The organism is Brevundimonas sp., assembly GCF_032107865.1.
Classification (GTDB): Bacteria; Pseudomonadota; Alphaproteobacteria; order Caulobacterales; family Caulobacteraceae; genus Brevundimonas.
The window spans coordinates 10,018-24,722 of the sequence record NZ_DAMCNG010000021.1 but is presented as its reverse complement, the minus strand read 5'-3'; the positions used below and the strand labels follow the sequence as shown (position 1 = coordinate 24,722).

The window sequence follows — 14,705 nt, the reverse complement described above, 5'->3', positions numbered from 1 at the left end:
CCCGGCGGCAGATCGCTGAGGGTGAAGGCCTCGTCGGTCAGGCCGGGCTGGTCGGTCGCCTGATCGCCCTGGCGGTCGCTGACGCGCTCGCCGGGAGCGGCGTCGCCGTACAGATCGTCGGCGCCGGCGTCCAGGCTCTGGGCGTGGGCGTCGGAGCCTTCGTCAAAGCGCATCTCGCCGTCGTCGCGGTCGGAGGGGGCGGCGTCATTGGCGGCTTCAGGCGCGTTCTCGGGGGCGGGATCGCCCTCGTCACGCTGCAGCAGGGGATTGCGCTCCAGCTCGCCCTCGACGAAGGCCTCCAGCTCAAGGTTCGACAGTTGCAGCAGCTTGATCGCCTGCTGCAGCTGGGGCGTGATGACCAGCCCCTGCCCCTGCCTGACCTCCAGCCTCTGACCGATCACGTCGTTTCCACCCCGCACGCAGGCGCTGTTGGCCCGCTTCTTGCTGGGATCATGGATCGGAAGCCGTTAACGCGAGGCGAACAGCCGCTGCGTCAGGCCGTCTGGGCGTCAGGCGTACATTTCGCCCAGGTAGACGCGGCGCACCTCGGCGTCGGCGACGGCCTCGTCGGCCGTGCCCTCGAACAGCAGCGAACCGGACGAGATGATCGAGACGCGATCGATGATGTCCAGCGTCTCGCGCACATTGTGGTCGGTGATCAGCACGCCGATGCCCTGGCTGGACAGATAGCGGATCACCTGGCGGATGTCGGCGATGGCCAGGGGGTCGATGCCCGCGAACGGCTCGTCCAGCAGCATGAAGCTGGGCCGCGCGGCTAGGGCGCGGGCGATCTCGACGCGGCGCCGCTCGCCGCCCGACAGGCCGGTGGCCGGGGCGTGGCGCAGGTGGTCGATGCGCAGCTCTTCCAGCAGGCGGGTGGTCTCGTCCCGCACGCCGGCGGCGGTCTTCTCGCGCAGTTCGACCACGGCCTTGACGTTCTGCTCGACCGTCATGCCGCGGAAGATGGAGGCTTCCTGCGCCAGATAGCCCAGGCCCATGCGCGCGCGCTGGTACATGGGCTGCTGGGTGATGTCCTCATTGTCCAGCCAGATCGAGCCGCTGTCGGCGGGGATCAGGCCGGTGATCATGTAGAAACAGGTCGTCTTGCCCGCCCCGTTGGGGCCCAGCAGGCCGCAGACCTCGCCGCGCTGGACGTTCAGGGAGACGTCGCGCACCACCTGCCGCTGGCCGAAGCTGCGGGCGATGTGTTCGACACGCAGACCCGTGGGGCGCGCCTCCTCGACCGTCGGCGCCGCGGCGTCGGCGGCGGATGCGTCGCGGTTCAGGGCTGAGAGTTCCTTGCGCGCCACGCGGTGTCAGTTCCCTTGCGGATAGAAGACGCCCTGGACGCGGCCGTTGCCGCCGCCGCCCTCGATGCGCGCCGTCTCGGTGCGGACGTTGTAGACGAGGCGGTTGCCGGTCAGCACGCTCTTGCCCTGGGTCAGGATGACGTCGCCCGTCACCACCACATTGCCGTCGTTCAGCGTATAGACGGCGCGGTCGCCCTTCATGCTCTGATCGGGGGTGACGAAGTAGACCTCGCCGGTCGCCTCGATGCGGGTCAGGTCGCCGTTGGCGGTGAAGCCGCGAATGGCGCTGGCGCGCAGACGGTTTGAGCCCTGCGTCACCTCGGCCCGCCCGCGCAGCGAGAAGCCGTCCGGCGTGTATTCGCCGGAGTCGGCGCCGTACTGGACCGGCTGCCGGCTGGCGTCGCCGCGACCTGCGGACGTGTTCTGGGCGCCCGAAACGGCGGGCAGGGCCAGGGCGGTCAGCAGGACGGCGCCTGCGATCGTCAGTTTGGACTTGGACATGTTCATCTGTCGGCTCCGGCGGGATTGATGGTCCCGCGCACCTTGTTTTCGCCCTGGCCGTTGAAGACGACCCGCTGGCCCTGATCATAGATCGCATAAGACGAAGCATTGATGCTTCCAAGGGGGCCGCGACCCTGCACGCCCTTGTCGCCGGTCACCACGCCGGTTTCGGTGTCGACCACGGCTTCGGGCGTGACCAGAGTCCAGCCCGAACCGCCGTCGGAAATCTTCACATTGGGGCCGATGACCACCTTGCGCTGGGTCTCGACATAGGTGCCGCCGTCGGCGGTCAGCTCGGTCGTCTTGCGCGCGCCCAGGTTCAGCCGCAGCAAGGGGCCGACCAGGCGGAAATGGCCGGTGGCCGGATCGCGCACCGCGCCCTGGGCGCCGATGACGAAGGAGCGGCCTTGCGAGTCCTGGCCGTGGAACATGGGGTTGTCCAGGCGGATCTCGCGGCTTTCGCTGGCCTTGCGTTCGACGCCGGACATGACGGTGCGGAACACGGTCCAGGTCAGGGCGCCCCCCGCCAGCATCAGGATGACGATGGGCAGGACGCGCCGATACAGCCGCACCCGCTGCGCGCGCGCGCGCCAGCGCGCCCCGGCCTGGGCGACCCGGAGCTCGTCAGCGCGTTTTTGCGCGTCCTGGGCGTCGCGGTCGGCCATGGCTCTCCTCAGGCGTGGGCGAAGATGTCGATCTCGTCCCAACCGGCCAGGTCGAGACGCGAACGCATGGGCAGGAAGTCGAAGCAGGCCTGGGCCAGCTCCATGCGGCCCTCGCGGACCAGCATCTCGTTCAGCCGGTTCTTGATGGCGTGCAGATACAGCACGTCAGAGGCGGCGTAATCCATCTGCGCCTGGCTCAGTTCCGCCGCGCCCCAGTCCGAGCTCTGCTGCGCCTTGGACATGTCGACCCCGGCCAGTTCGCGGGCCACGTCCTTCAGGCCGTGGCGGTCGGTGTAGGTGCGCGCCAGCTTGGAGGCGATCTTGGTGCAGTAGACCGGCCGCGTCTCGACCCCCAGGTGCAGTTCGAACATACCGATGTCGAAGCGGCCGAAGTGGAAGATCTTCAGCACCTTCGGATCGGTCAGCACCCGCTTCAGGTTGGGGCAGTCGTAGGCTGGACGGTTCAGGCGCACGACGTGGGCGTTCCCGTCGCCGGACGACAACTGCACCACGCACAGCGGATCGCGGCGGAAACGCAGGCCCATCGTTTCGGAATCGATCGCCACCTCAGGGCCCAGGTCGAGGCCGTCGGGCAGGTCGCCTTCGTGGAAATAAACCGTCATGCAGAAACTCGTCAGTCGTTCAGGCCGTAACATAGACGAACCGCGCGCTATCGCTAGGACGCAAGCTCGACCTTTGCTGTCACGACCGTCGCAAAAGGAAAGGGGAGGGCCGAAATGACAAACGGCGCCGTATCCGATCGGATACAGCGCCGTCTGAGAAATGGTGCCCAGGAGAGGACTCGAACCTCCACGGCCGTTAAGCCACTGGCACCTGAAGCCAGCGCGTCTACCAATTCCGCCACCTGGGCCCGGTGGGTCGCCCCGCCGAGGGCCGGACTAATAGGGGGGAGCCCGGAGGCGGTCAACAGGCTTTTTTCCCTTTCGTGAAAAAACTGCACCGTTGACTGAAAGCCCCGCGATTTCCGCGTCCTATCAGGCCAGCCAGACCATCATCCGCGTATCGGCGCTTTCACCCCGCGCGCGGCTGAAGGCCGGACGGGTCTCGCCGGTATAGAGGAAGCCCGCCTTCTCCAGCACGCGGCCCGAGGCGGGGTTGTCGGCGAAGTGGCCGGCCATCAGCGCGCGGCGCTTCCAGCGCGTCGAGGCCCAGACCAGGGCGCCTTCCAGCGCCTCGGTGGCGTAGCCCCGGCCCCAGAACTCGCGCCCGATCCAATAGCCGGCTTCGGGCACGGCGTCGGTGTTCTGGAACATGCCGATGACGCCCACGGGACCGTGGTCCTCATGCTCGATCAGGAAGGTATTGGCCTTCTTCGGATCCTGGGACGCCACATGCAGGACGAAGTCCTCGGCGTCGTCGACGCGGAAGGGGTGGGGCATCCGCTGGGTCATGCGGGCGATGTCGTGGTCGTTGGCCAGGGCCGCGATCCGCGTCACGTCCTGGGCGCCGGGGGCGCGCAGCAGCAGGCGCCGCGTCTCGACGACGGGAGAGGTTTCGATCACGCACATGGTTCGGCCTCGATGTCTTCGGCGCCGCCTCCTTGGAGGGCTCGGGCGGCTTTCGAGGCGGGGAAACGCAAACGGGGAGCCTGGTGATCCAGACTCCCCGCGGAAAATTTTCCCTTGGTCCGGATCGGCTGCTGTCGAGAGCAACGCGATCCGGGGAAATACTGTCCTGGCTTCGCGTTACTCGGCGGCCATCGCCTGGGCGTCGTCGTTGGCCGGGAGAATCGACACGTAACAACGGCCGCCACGTTTGGTGGTGAACTGCACCGAGCCGGTCACAGTGGCGAACAGGGTGTGGTCGCGGCCCAGGCCCACGTTGGTGCCCGGGTGGAATTTGGTGCCGCGCTGACGCACGAGGATGTTGCCGGCCAGCACGCGCTCGCCGCCGAACTTCTTCACGCCAAGGCGCTTCGACTCTGAGTCGCGACCGTTACGCGACGAACCGCCAGATTTCTTGTGAGCCATCTTGCTGCTCCTCTTCCTTGGTGCGCTACCGCCCGTTCGGGCTGCTTGAGCGCTCCATCTGTCCTGCTAGGCGCTGGTCCAGCGCCGGTGAAAATCTTAGGCTTCGGCGCCTTCGACGGCGTCGGCCTTCTTGGCCGGAGCCTTCTTGGCCTTGGTGGTCTCCTTGACCGCCGGGATCTCGACGCGCGGGGCCAGGCCACGAGCGCGGGCGTTGATCTCAGCCTTGGTCATCAGGTCGACCGTGCCGTCCCACTTGGCCTTCTCGCCGGCGCCTTCGATGCCGGTGATGCGCAGGACCGATTCCATCTGACGATGGCCGTTCGTGCGGCGATAGCCCTGACGACGGATCTTCTTGAAGATCTTGATCTTCTCGCCCTTGCGGGTCTCGATCAGCGTGGCTGCGACAGCGGCGCCGTCGATCAGCGGAGCGCCGACCGTAACACCCTTGTCGCCGCCCAGCATGAGGACTTCACCGAAATTGACGGCAGCGCCAGCGTCGCCGTCGATCTTCTCGACAACAATCACATCGCCCGGTTGAACCCGGTACTGCTTTCCGCCGGTCTTGATCACCGCGTACATTTGGAAGCCTCAGCGTGAACGCAAAAATGGATGCGCCCGCCAGGAGACCCTGCGGGCGAAGAGCGGCGACATATACGGATGGTCACGGAAGAGTCAACGTGAAACGGACGTCTGCCGGGGCAAAACCCGCACGGAACCGGTTCCTAGCGGACTCTGTGGCCCGATTGCACGGGTGACGCAATGGGCGACACAGGATGTTCGCGCGCGTATGCGAGCGAGGCGATCAGCGGCGCGGCGTGACGCCGCGCATGAAGATTCTTCGCCGATTCTTCTCGACTGTTATAAAATAACATTCTAAGGGAGCCGCCATGTCCTCTCCCGATCTCGCCGAGCCGGTGCTGCTGTCGCTTCTGGGCGGCGGTTTCGTCGCGGCCTTCCTGCATGCGGCGCTGCCGACCCATTGGCTGCCTTTCGTCCTGGTCGGCCGCGCCCAGCGCTGGAGCGTGGCGCGGGTGATGACCGCCGTGGTCACGGCCGGGCTGGCGCATATCGTGTCGACGGCGCTCGTCGGTTCGCTGATCGTGGCGGCGGGGCTGGCGCTGAACCGCTGGGTCGAGGGGCTGCTGCCGCACCTGTCGGCGGCGCTGCTGTTCCTGTTCGGCGCCTTCTACCTGGCCAAGGCCTCGCTGAAGCGTCCCGCCACGGCGGGCGGGCCGGCGGCGGAACTGACGGAGCCCGCGGTTTCGGACAAGGCCGCCTTCTGGGGGCTGGTGCTGATGATGGCGGTGACGCCGGGCGAGGTGCTGCTGCCCATCTACCTGTCCTCGGCGACCGAGGGCGTGGGCGCCCTGGCCCTGCTGACCCTGACCTTCGCGGCGGGGACGGTGCTGGGCATGACCCTGCTGGCCGCCCTGGCGACGGCGGGCTACTCTATTCTCAGGCTGGAGCGGTGGGCGCGCTATGAAGGCGCCATCCTGGGCGGGGCGCTGATCCTGATCGGCTTCCTGGTGCTGACGCACCAGCACTGAGTTTCGATAGGTTATATATTTACATTCAAAGACTTATCTTCTGCGGGGCTTGATCTTCTCGCGCGCGATCACTCCCACGCTCATGACCACGGACATTCGCACGGCCATGGCCATTCGCACGGCTTCGGCGGGCGCCATCATCATGGCCCGACGGATACAGGCGACTGGCGCTACGCCGTCGGCCTGATCGTCAACCTGGCCTTTGTCGTCGCCGAGTTCACGGCGGGCTTCATCGCCGATTCCACCGCCCTGATGGCCGATGCGGGCCACAATCTGTCGGACGTGCTGGGTCTGGCCATGGCGGGCGGGGCGGCTTGGCTGGCGCGCCGCGCGGCAGGGCCCAAGCGTACCTACGGCTATGGCAAGGCGACGGTGCTGGCGGCCCTGGGCAACGCCCTGCTGCTGATCTTCGCCTGTGGGGCGATCGCTTTCGAGGCGGTGCGCCGCCTGGCCGAGCCTGCGCCGGTGGCCTCGGGCGTCATCATCGTCGTGGCCGGGATCGGCTTTTTCATCAACCTGGGCACGGCCCTGCTGTTCATGAAGGACCAGCACAAGGATCTGAACGTGCGCGGGGCCTATCTGCACATGATGGCCGACGCCGCCGTGTCGCTGGGCGTGGTGATCGCCGGCGTCGTCATCCTGTTCACCGGCTGGTCGCTGATCGACGGGATCGTCAGCCTGATCATCGTCGCCGTCATCATGATCGGCACCTGGGGCCTGCTGAAGGATTCGGTGAATCTGGCTCTGGACGCCGCGCCCAACGGGCTGGACGTGGGCGAGATTCGCGCCGCCTTCCTGGCCCTGCCGGGGGTGACGGCGGTGCACGACCTGCACGTCTGGGGTCTGTCGACCACGGACGCGGCCCTGACCGCCCATATCGTCCACCAGCGCCCCGACGGCGACGCGCTGCTGGCCGAGGCGCAAGGCCTGGCGCGCGGCCGATTCGACATCAGCCACACGACGTTGCAGCTGGAAACGGCGGTCCTGCCGGATTGTCCGACCTGCTGAGCGGTTTCGCCTCTTCCCAAGGCGGCCCTCAGCCGCCATCTAGCGAGCCATGACCCAGAAGACTCCCGTGACCGTCCTCACCGGCTACCTCGGCGCCGGCAAGACTACCCTGCTGAACCGCATCCTCACCGAGGACCACGGCAAGCGCTACGCCGTCATCGTCAATGAGTTCGGCGAGATCGGCATCGACAACGACCTGGTGGTCGGCGCCGACGAGGACGTGTTCGAGATGAACAACGGCTGCGTCTGCTGCACGGTGCGCGGCGACCTGATCCGCGTGGTCAACGGCCTGATGAAGCGTCAGCGCCCCGGCAAGCCCGCCTTCGACGCCATCATCGTCGAAACCACGGGTCTGGCCGACCCCGGCCCGGTGGCCCAGACTTTCTTCGTCGACGACGAGGTCAAGGCCAAGACCCAGCTGGACAGCGTCACCGCCCTGGTTGACGCCAAACACGTCATGGCGCGTCTGGACGATTCGAAGGAGGCGCGCGAGCAGGTCGCCTTCGCCGACCGCATCATCCTGAACAAGATCGACCTGGTGGACGAGGCCGCTCTGGCCGCCGTCGAGACCCGTCTGCGCGCGTTGAACCCTCTGGCCCCCATCGTCCGCGCCGAGCGTTCGAACGTGCCGCTGGATCAGGTGCTGGGCCTGCACGCCTTCGACCTGGACCGCATTCTTGAGGTCAAGCCGGACTTCGTGAACCCGCCGCACGGCGCCGAGGGTCACGTCCACGACGAGCATTGCGGCCATGATCATGGCCACGACCACGTTCATGACGAGCACTGTGGGCATGACCATCATGACCATGGTCACGGCCACGGCCCGCGCGGCCACGCCCACGAGGACGACATCAAGGGGATTTCCCTGACGCTGGACCGCCCGCTGAACGGCGCCAAATTCACCGCCTGGCTGGACAAGCTGCTGGGTGAGCAGGGCCAGAACATCCTGCGCGCCAAGGGCATCATCGACGTGGCGGGCGAGGACCGGCGCCTGGTGTTCCAGGCCGTGCACATGATCCTCGAAGGCGACCTTCAGAAGCCGTGGGGCGACAAGGAGCGCCGCTGGAGCCGCGCCGTCTTCATCGGCCGCGACCTGGATGAAGCCGCCCTGAAGGCCGGGTTTGAGGCCTGCGCCGCATGAACCCGCCGCCCCGCCCGCGCGCCGAAGCCAAGCTGATCTACGGCACGCCCGAGTATGAGATCGTGCAGCACGGCGACCACGTCCGCTGCGCCGTCTCCGGCGTCCCGATCCCGCTGGAGGCGCTCAACTACTGGAGCGTCGAGCTTCAGGAAGCCTATGCGTCCGGCGAACTGATGACGCAGCGCTGGGTCGAAACGCATAAATAACACCCTCTCCCGGCGGGAGAGGGCTTGAGCGCACGAGAGCGTAGCGATCGTTCTTGCGCGAAAGGGTGAGGGGCTTGTCTTTTCAGTCGGCGTCAGCCGTCGCGCCACGGCCTTTGGCCGACTTCGCCCGCGAACCCTCACCCTTTCGGCTTGCGGATCGCCTTTGGCTCTCCGAGCCTCAAGCCCTCTCCCATCAGGAGAGGGTTTTCAGCCATTCCGCCATCACCCGCGCCAGCGCCTTCGGTTGTTCCAGCGGGATCATGTGGCCGGTGTGCGCCACCGTCTCTAGCGTCGAGCCGGAAATCTCGCGCCGCAACTCCTCCGCCTCTTCGCGGCTGCGCAGCCGATCCGCGTCCGCCGCCACGATCAGCGTCGGCTGAACGATCTCGCTCAGCCGGTCCAGATCGCCCGCCCGCGCCATGGCTGACTGGCGATGAAACACCTCGCCGCCCAGCCTCAGCCCCATGTCGCGCACCCGCGCGATCATCGCCTCGTCGCCCGACAGATCGGGGTGCAGGGATGAGACGATGGCCGGACGGCTCAACCCCTTGAAGGCCCTCGGCGGCGCCTTCAGCGAGGAGCGCCGCTGGCGGATCAACTCCTCCGTATCCCCGCGCGCCGAGGTGGCGATCAGGATCAGGGCTTCCACCCGCTCCGGCGCAATCCGCGCCAGTTCGCGCGCCACATAGCCGCCCATGGAGAAGCCCACGGCGACGAACCGTTCGGGCGCGTCGCTTAGTATCGCCGCGGCCATGCGCTCGATGTCCGCGCCCCGGCTGAGGTCGGTGGCGACCAGCGGCCCGAACGGGGCCAGATCGTCGGTCATGGCGTCCCACAGGGTCGCATCGGCCATGAAGCCGGGAATGAGCAGCAGGGTCATGGCCTCTCTATAGGCGCGACCGGCGACAGACGCGACGCAGGACGCTATGAGGCCCGTCTGACTTTCTCGCTTTCCGTGAGCCGACATGACGACCTTCTCCTTCGACGCCCAGGTCACCGCCGCCCTGTTCGACAAGACCGGCGCGATCTTCGCCCTGGGCGACGGCTCGGTGCGGTTCGAGAGCGGCGCCCGCAGCGAGGTCCATGACGGCGCTGTCCTGTGCGCCTGCGTCCACCCCTCGGGCGAGGGCGTCGTCACCGGCGGCGACGACGGCAAGCTGGTCTGGAGCCGCGAGGGCGAGGCCGTGCTGCTGGCCCAGACCAAGGGGCAATGGATCGACGCCGTGGCCGCCTCGGCCGAGTCGGGCCTGATCGCCTTCTCCTCGGGCCGCACCCTGAGCGTGCTGGACGTCAAGGATCCGCACTTCCGCCGCGACTTCCAGCACGAGCGCACCGTCTCGGGCGTGGCCTTCGATCCCAAGGGCCGCCGCATCGCCGCCTCGACCTATGGCGGCGCCTGGCTGTGGTACGCCCGCATCGAACAGCAGCAGCCGACGAAGCTGGCCTGGGCCGGGTCGCACCTGGCGGTCGGTTTCGCGCCCGACGGCGCCTATGTCGTCACCGCCATGCAGGACAACCAGCTGCACGGCTGGCGGCTGAAGGATCAGAAGAATATGCGGATGGGCGGCTATCCGTCCAAGATCAAGAGCTTCGCCTTCATGGCCAAGGGGCAGCTTCTGGCCACTTCGGGCGCGCAGGGCGTGGTGCTGTGGCCCTTCGTCGGCTCGAACGGGCCGATGGGACGCGAGGCGACCGAGATCGGCTATGACGAGACGACCCTGATCGCCCAGGTCGCCGCCGCTCCCGCCCACGGCCGTCTGGCGGCGGGGTTGGAAGACGGGCGCGTCTGGTGGGCCGATCCGGCCGGGCGCGGCCTTCAGTTCGTCAAACAGGACAAGGGCGCCGCCATCACCGCCCTGGCCATGAGCTCCGGCGCCGCCCGCATCGCCTGGGCGGACGAGGACGGCCACGCCGGCGTGGCTTCGCTCTGAAACAACGCCTCCACGCCGTCATCCTCGGGCTTGACCCGAGGATCCAGCCTCGCGACGGCGGTTCGGCAAGCGTCGCCGTGATTTCTCAACCTTCCTGAGCCATGCTCCGTCCATGACCCGTGCGAAACACCGCAAGCGGCGGCCGCTCCTGACACTTCTGCTGATCCTGGCCCTGTTCCCGTTGGCCGGGGTGGCGGTGCATCGCTTCCTGCCGCCGCTGGCGACCATCCTGATGGTCAAGCAGGCGGCGGCCGGGCACGGCATGGACTATCGCTGGCGCTCGCTGGACCGCATCTCGCCGCGTCTGGTCGAGGCGGTGATCGCCGCCGAGGACGCCCGCTTCTGCCAGCACCACGGCTTCGACGTCGAGGCGATCCAGAAAGCGATGGAGGCCAATGAGCGCGCCGAACAGCGCGGTTCGGACAAGAGGCGCGGCGCTTCGACCATCAGCCAGCAGACCGCCAAGAACGTCTTCCTGTGGCCCGGCCGAGACTGGGTCCGCAAGGGACTGGAGGTCGGTTACACCGGCCTGATCGAGATCGGCTGGGGCAAGCGACGGATCATGGAGATGTATCTGAACGTCGCCGAATGGGCGCCGGGGGTCTATGGCGCCGAGGCCGCCTCGCGCCACTGGTTCGGCAAGAGCGCGGACAAGTTGACGGCGCGCGAGGCCGCCCGCCTGGCCGCCATCCTGCCCAGCCCGCGCCGCTACAACGCCGGATCGCCCGGCCCCTACGTCCGTCGTCGCGCCGCCCGCATCCAGGCGGCCATGGGCACGGTGCGCGAACAGGGGCTGGACGCCTGCGTCGACCGCCGCTGAAGCCGGCCGTTTCGCAACTCGCCGTTAACCGTGAACGGGGGGCCAAGCCTTAACGGACCCATGTCAGGCTGAAATCGACTGCGGACCTGTGCGTCCGCGCCGAGGCAGCCAGGGTTTGGCAAGACGATGGACCGACTGAAACGCGCCTGTGAGGCCGCCGGGCTGAAGGGCCTGGCCTCGCGCTTCCTGCGTCAGACCCAGGGCAATGTGGCGATGATGTTCGCCATGGCCCTGCCGGTTCTGCTGATGATCACCCTGGGGGCCATCGACATCCACCAGGCTTCCAAGGTGAAGGCCCAGCTGCAGGACGCGCTGGACGCCGCCGCCCTGGCCGCCGCCCGCTCGACCTTCACCGACGACTTCAACATCAACAAGGCCGGCCTAGCGGCGCTCAAGGCCAATATGCCGGGCTATTTCGGCGAGACCTCGGGCGACACGGCCAGCTTCGTCCTGCTCAACAACCGCGTCACCGGCGAGGCGACGGTCAACGTCAAGGTGCTGGTCGCCAACGTCGTCTTGCCGCCTTACGGCAAGCTACTGGATGATTTCTTGCCGGTCAGCACCCGCTCCGAAGTCCTGCGCGCCTCGCGCAACGTCGAGGTGGCTATGGTGCTGGACACCACGGGGTCGATGAGCGGCAGCATCGGCGACCTGCGTGACGCGGCCAATGAATTGGTCAAGATCGTCGTGCAGGAACAGCAATCGCCCTTCTATTCTCGCGCGGCCGTGGCCCCCTACGATTGGGCGGTGAAGCTGGACGCCAGCGCCACCCTGCCGGGGACGCTGGCCAAGGCGGCTCGCGGCGACCTGCGCCGCCCGACCGCGATCACTGACATACGTTATTATGACGTTGCGGGGGCTGTCTCGTCGGTCTCGCGCGCCAGTCCCGCTCGGGTGACGACCTCGACGAATCACGGCCTGAAAACGGGGGATCGGGTGGCGATCTCGGGGGTGTCCAACACCACCAACGTCAACGACAGCGTGTTCAGCGTCACCGTTATCAATACGAATACCTTCAGTTTGAACGGCTCTGACACGTCTAGATACTCCAGAAACGGGTCCGGCGGCGCGTTCTCGAAATGCCTCAGGGCGGACTGCAACCTCGTCGTGACCTCCGCAGGGCACGGTCTGGCAGGCAATGACTATGTCCACATCGACGGCGTTTCCGGCCTGAAACGACGCAACAACAACGTGCCGCACATCAACGGCAACTTCGCTCCGATCGAAATTCTCGACGCAGATCGTTTCGTCATCGATCGTTTCGGCCCGAACTACGATCCCTATGTGAAAACCGCCGACGGTCAGGCCTATTGCACCCTGCGCGGTTGTGAATATTTCGTCTTCAGAAATTCCGCAGGCTCCATGTCCAGCCTGCCGGCGACCAATTGCGTGAGCGAGCGGACCGGCGAGGACGCTTACAAGGATACTGCGCCCGGCGTGGCTCCTGTGGGGCGGGTCTATGCGACCAACTGCAACTCGCAGCCGATCCTGCCGTTGACCAGCGTTCGCGGGGATCTCGAAGACCGTATCGATTCGCTCGGGGCTGCGGGCAACACCGCCGGACAGATCGGCATCGCCTGGGGCTGGTATCTGGTGTCGCCCACTTTCGGGTCGATTTTCACGGGCGACGGCCAGCCGGCCCCCTATGATACGTCTAGGACTCTGAAGGCTGTGGTCCTCATGACGGACGGTGAGTTCAACGCGCCCTATTGCGAGGACGTCGCCGCCAATACGGGCGGGCGCTCGACCAGCCGCATCTATTGCGCGGCCACCAACGGGAGCCCCTTCCAGCAGTCGGTGAAGCTGTGCGAAGGGATGAAGGCTCAGAACATCGTTGTTTACACGGTGGGCTTCAACCTTGGGAACGCCACAGGACGAGAAGGCATCGTCGATACCGCCCTGGACGTCATGCGCGCCTGCGCCACAAACGAAGACACCCATTTCTTCAAGGCTGACAGTGGCACCGACCTGAAGGACGCCTTCCGCGCCATCGGTCGCGACATCACCCGCCTGCGCATCGCGCGCTGACGAAGACGCGGGGCAAGCAAAAGGGCCGGCGGAGCGATCCGCCGGCCCTTCGTGCTTTTCAGTCGTACCGCCCGGTCAGATCAGGCGGATCTCCTTCAGGCGCTGGGTCAGGAAGTCCTCGGCCAGGATGGTCTTGCCGGTATAGCGGTCCGGGTTCTCCGCCGTGATCGTCGACGGCAGGGTCTCGATCGGGAAGTCCGGGTTGAAGTGCAGGAAGAAGGGCGTCGAATAGCGGGCGAAGCCGCGACGCTCGGGCGCCGGATTGACCACGCGGTGCGTCGTCGACGGCAGGACGTGGTTGACCAGCCGCTGCAGCATGTCGCCGATGTTGACCACCAGGGCGCCCGGCGGCGGGGCGATGTCCAGCCACTCGCCGTCCGAGTCCTTCAACTGCAGCCCGGCCTCTTCGGCGCCCAGCAGCAGGGTGATGACGTTGATGTCTTCGTGGGCGCCCGCGCGCACGCCCTCGGCGTCGGCCGGGATCGGCGGATAGTGCAGCAGGCGCAGCACGCTGTTGCCCAGTTGGACCTTGTCCTCGAAATAGGCGTCGTCCAGCTTCAGATAGCGGGCGATGGCCTTCAGGATGCGGCGGCCCAGTTCGTCCAGGCCATCGTACAGGCCGTAGACGTGCTCGCGGAAGCCCGCCACCTCGGTCGGCCAGACGTTGTCGCGCATGTACTGGCGATAGGCGTGGCCCTGCGGCAGTTCGCGGCCCGTGTGCCAGAACTCCTTCAGGTCCACGGCCTGGGCGCCCTTGGCCGCCTCGACGCCGAAGGGGGTCAGGCCGCGCGCGCCGCCCGTGCCCGCCTGATGATACTGACGCTTCACGTCCTCGGGCAGGGCGAAGAAGGTTTTGGCGTCGCTCACGGCGGCGTCGATCAGGCCCTGGTCCAGGCCGTGGTCGGCGATGACGGCGAAGCCGTAGCGGGCGAAGGAGGCGCCCAGGGCGTCGGCGAAGGCCTGGAAGTCGGCGTCATAGCCCTTCATCGACACCGGAACGATGGCGCGGATCTTGGCCTTGTCCTCGGCGGAAACGGCGGTGAGGGAAGAGGTCACTGTGAAATCAGCCTCTCTGATAGTGAATATGGCGGCCCTCATACGCCCAATGGGCGCGAAAGGGCAGATGGCGCGGGTCGGACCTTTGGTCCACCGTCAGTCCTGCGGGATGACGGCCCGGATGACGCGCGCGGACGAGGGGCGGCCGGCGATGCCGCGCCGCGGGTCGACCACGACGCGCAGATCGCCGCTGGAATAGGTCACGCTGGCGCGCTGGCCCTCGACCACGGTGATGCTGCGCAGCCGGTCCAGGAAGGGGCGGGCGCTGGGCGAGCGGGCGATGCGGACCACGGCGTCGGTGGTGACGATCAGGGCCTCGATGCACAGGGCCTCGGATTCCTCGCCGAAGACGTTGATGCGGACCAGGCGGCCCATGGCCTCCGAGACCAGGCTGCTGCGCCGGGTCATCAGGTTGAACATCTGCACCGGGCCGAGCGAGGGCGGCTCCAGGCTGACCGGCGGTCCGGCCAGGGAGACCGGCGAGCCGCCGGGGGCCCGCGT

Annotated in this window: 17 protein-coding genes, 1 tRNA gene and 1 pseudogene; 7 read left to right on the top strand and 12 right to left on the bottom strand. The window is 67.2% G+C overall.

The window, feature by feature from the left end; all coding sequences use genetic code 11:
* From RT567_RS03730 to rplU, 9 genes and pseudogenes are all read right to left on the bottom strand, one after another.
* A pseudogene (locus RT567_RS03730) lies at positions 1-401 on the bottom strand (RNA polymerase sigma-54 factor); the annotation flags it as partial.
* 108 nt (positions 402-509) lie between these two features.
* On the bottom strand, positions 510-1,310 hold the full coding sequence (gene lptB, locus RT567_RS03725) for an LPS export ABC transporter ATP-binding protein (protein ID WP_313574382.1): 801 nt from the start codon (positions 1,308-1,310) through the stop codon (positions 510-512).
* A 6-nt stretch (positions 1,311-1,316) separates the two neighbouring features.
* Positions 1,317-1,817: an LptA/OstA family protein gene (locus tag RT567_RS03720; protein WP_313574380.1), complete on the bottom strand. Its 501-nt coding sequence runs from the start codon at positions 1,815-1,817 to the stop codon at positions 1,317-1,319.
* Complete coding sequence (gene lptC / locus RT567_RS03715; RefSeq protein ID WP_313574379.1) at positions 1,814-2,476, bottom strand: LPS export ABC transporter periplasmic protein LptC; 663 nt, start codon at positions 2,474-2,476, stop codon at positions 1,814-1,816. The genes RT567_RS03720 and lptC overlap by 4 nt, the downstream gene beginning before the upstream one ends.
* 8 nt (positions 2,477-2,484) lie before the next feature.
* Positions 2,485-3,099, bottom strand: a complete 615-nt coding sequence (locus RT567_RS03710; RefSeq protein WP_313574377.1) for a ribonuclease D — start codon at positions 3,097-3,099, stop codon at positions 2,485-2,487.
* 161 nt (positions 3,100-3,260) lie between these two features.
* Positions 3,261-3,347 (bottom strand) — tRNA-Leu (locus tag RT567_RS03705).
* 124 nt (positions 3,348-3,471) lie between these two features.
* Positions 3,472-4,005 carry a GNAT family N-acetyltransferase gene (locus RT567_RS03700; protein WP_313574375.1) on the bottom strand — a complete coding sequence of 178 codons (534 nt, stop codon included), beginning with the start codon at positions 4,003-4,005 and terminating at the stop codon, positions 3,472-3,474.
* Positions 4,006-4,182: 177 nt separating this feature from the next.
* Positions 4,183-4,467, bottom strand: coding sequence for a 50S ribosomal protein L27 (gene rpmA, locus RT567_RS03695; RefSeq protein ID WP_087140382.1), 285 nt, complete (start codon positions 4,465-4,467; stop codon positions 4,183-4,185).
* 96 nt (positions 4,468-4,563) lie between these two features.
* The gene (gene rplU / locus RT567_RS03690; protein WP_313574372.1) at positions 4,564-5,046 is read right to left on the bottom strand and encodes a 50S ribosomal protein L21; all 483 of its coding nucleotides are present in this window, start codon (positions 5,044-5,046) and stop codon (positions 4,564-4,566) included.
* Between the two features lie 308 nt (positions 5,047-5,354).
* On the opposite strand from rplU, the gene RT567_RS03685 reads away from it, so the two are divergent.
* The 4 genes from RT567_RS03685 to RT567_RS03670 are packed head-to-tail and all read left to right on the top strand — an operon-like array spanning position 5,355 to position 8,369.
* Positions 5,355-6,014 (top strand): hypothetical protein, encoded by a 660-nt coding sequence (locus tag RT567_RS03685; protein ID WP_313574371.1) that lies wholly within the window; start codon positions 5,355-5,357, stop codon positions 6,012-6,014.
* Positions 6,015-6,029: 15 nt separating this feature from the next.
* Positions 6,030-7,022, top strand: coding sequence for a cation diffusion facilitator family transporter (locus RT567_RS03680; RefSeq protein ID WP_409516138.1), 993 nt, complete (start codon positions 6,030-6,032; stop codon positions 7,020-7,022).
* 49 nt (positions 7,023-7,071) lie between these two features.
* Positions 7,072-8,163: a GTP-binding protein gene (locus tag RT567_RS03675; protein ID WP_313574369.1), complete on the top strand. Its 1,092-nt coding sequence runs from the start codon at positions 7,072-7,074 to the stop codon at positions 8,161-8,163.
* Positions 8,160-8,369 carry a DUF2093 domain-containing protein gene (locus RT567_RS03670; RefSeq protein ID WP_313574367.1) on the top strand — a complete coding sequence of 70 codons (210 nt, stop codon included), beginning with the start codon at positions 8,160-8,162 and terminating at the stop codon, positions 8,367-8,369. Before RT567_RS03675 ends, RT567_RS03670 begins: the two co-directional genes overlap by 4 nt.
* Positions 8,370-8,562: 193 nt before the next feature.
* Here the strand turns inward: RT567_RS03670 and RT567_RS03665 are convergent, their stop codons facing one another.
* On the bottom strand, positions 8,563-9,249 hold the full coding sequence (locus RT567_RS03665) for an alpha/beta hydrolase (protein WP_313574365.1): 687 nt from the start codon (positions 9,247-9,249) through the stop codon (positions 8,563-8,565).
* Between the two features lie 85 nt (positions 9,250-9,334).
* On the opposite strand from RT567_RS03665, the gene RT567_RS03660 reads away from it, so the two are divergent.
* From RT567_RS03660 to RT567_RS03650, 3 genes are all read left to right on the top strand, one after another.
* A complete protein-coding gene (locus tag RT567_RS03660; RefSeq protein ID WP_313574363.1) occupies positions 9,335-10,300 on the top strand; it encodes a WD40 repeat domain-containing protein in 966 nt (321 codons plus the stop codon).
* 112 nt (positions 10,301-10,412) lie between these two features.
* The gene (mtgA, locus tag RT567_RS03655) at positions 10,413-11,120 is read left to right on the top strand and encodes a monofunctional biosynthetic peptidoglycan transglycosylase (protein ID WP_313574361.1); all 708 of its coding nucleotides are present in this window, start codon (positions 10,413-10,415) and stop codon (positions 11,118-11,120) included.
* A gap of 126 nt (positions 11,121-11,246) precedes the next feature.
* Positions 11,247-13,148 carry a ubiquitin-activating E1 FCCH domain-containing protein gene (locus RT567_RS03650; RefSeq protein WP_313574359.1) on the top strand — a complete coding sequence of 634 codons (1,902 nt, stop codon included), beginning with the start codon at positions 11,247-11,249 and terminating at the stop codon, positions 13,146-13,148.
* A 75-nt stretch (positions 13,149-13,223) separates the two neighbouring features.
* On the opposite strand, the gene RT567_RS03645 is transcribed toward RT567_RS03650, so the two are convergent.
* Both RT567_RS03645 and RT567_RS03640 read right to left on the bottom strand, forming a co-directional pair.
* Positions 13,224-14,246: an isopenicillin N synthase family dioxygenase gene (locus RT567_RS03645; RefSeq protein WP_313574358.1), complete on the bottom strand. Its 1,023-nt coding sequence runs from the start codon at positions 14,244-14,246 to the stop codon at positions 13,224-13,226.
* A gap of 54 nt (positions 14,247-14,300) precedes the next feature.
* Positions 14,301-14,705, bottom strand: a 405-nt coding sequence (locus RT567_RS03640; protein WP_313574356.1) for a DUF4908 domain-containing protein, incomplete at its 5' end; no start/stop codon positions are given.

Bases quoted from the DNA above. Each gene is read 5' to 3' on its own strand.
- RT567_RS03720 (WP_313574380.1), bottom strand. From the start codon at position 1,817: ATGAACATGTCCAAGTCCAAACTGACGATCGCAGGCGCCGTCCTGCTG.
- lptC (WP_313574379.1), bottom strand. From the start codon at position 2,476: ATGGCCGACCGCGACGCCCAGGACGCGCAAAAACGCGCTGACGAGCTC.
- RT567_RS03710 (WP_313574377.1), bottom strand. From the start codon at position 3,099: ATGACGGTTTATTTCCACGAAGGCGACCTGCCCGACGGCCTCGACCTG.
- RT567_RS03700 (WP_313574375.1), bottom strand. From the start codon at position 4,005: ATGTGCGTGATCGAAACCTCTCCCGTCGTCGAGACGCGGCGCCTGCTG.
- rpmA (WP_087140382.1), bottom strand. From the start codon at position 4,467: ATGGCTCACAAGAAATCTGGCGGTTCGTCGCGTAACGGTCGCGACTCA.
- rplU (WP_313574372.1), bottom strand. From the start codon at position 5,046: ATGTACGCGGTGATCAAGACCGGCGGAAAGCAGTACCGGGTTCAACCG.
- RT567_RS03685 (WP_313574371.1), top strand. From the start codon at position 5,355: ATGTCCTCTCCCGATCTCGCCGAGCCGGTGCTGCTGTCGCTTCTGGGC.
- RT567_RS03675 (WP_313574369.1), top strand. From the start codon at position 7,072: ATGACCCAGAAGACTCCCGTGACCGTCCTCACCGGCTACCTCGGCGCC.
- RT567_RS03670 (WP_313574367.1), top strand. From the start codon at position 8,160: ATGAACCCGCCGCCCCGCCCGCGCGCCGAAGCCAAGCTGATCTACGGC.
- RT567_RS03665 (WP_313574365.1), bottom strand. From the start codon at position 9,249: ATGACCCTGCTGCTCATTCCCGGCTTCATGGCCGATGCGACCCTGTGG.
- RT567_RS03660 (WP_313574363.1), top strand. From the start codon at position 9,335: ATGACGACCTTCTCCTTCGACGCCCAGGTCACCGCCGCCCTGTTCGAC.
- mtgA (WP_313574361.1), top strand. From the start codon at position 10,413: ATGACCCGTGCGAAACACCGCAAGCGGCGGCCGCTCCTGACACTTCTG.
- RT567_RS03650 (WP_313574359.1), top strand. From the start codon at position 11,247: ATGGACCGACTGAAACGCGCCTGTGAGGCCGCCGGGCTGAAGGGCCTG.
- RT567_RS03645 (WP_313574358.1), bottom strand. From the start codon at position 14,246: ATGAGGGCCGCCATATTCACTATCAGAGAGGCTGATTTCACAGTGACC.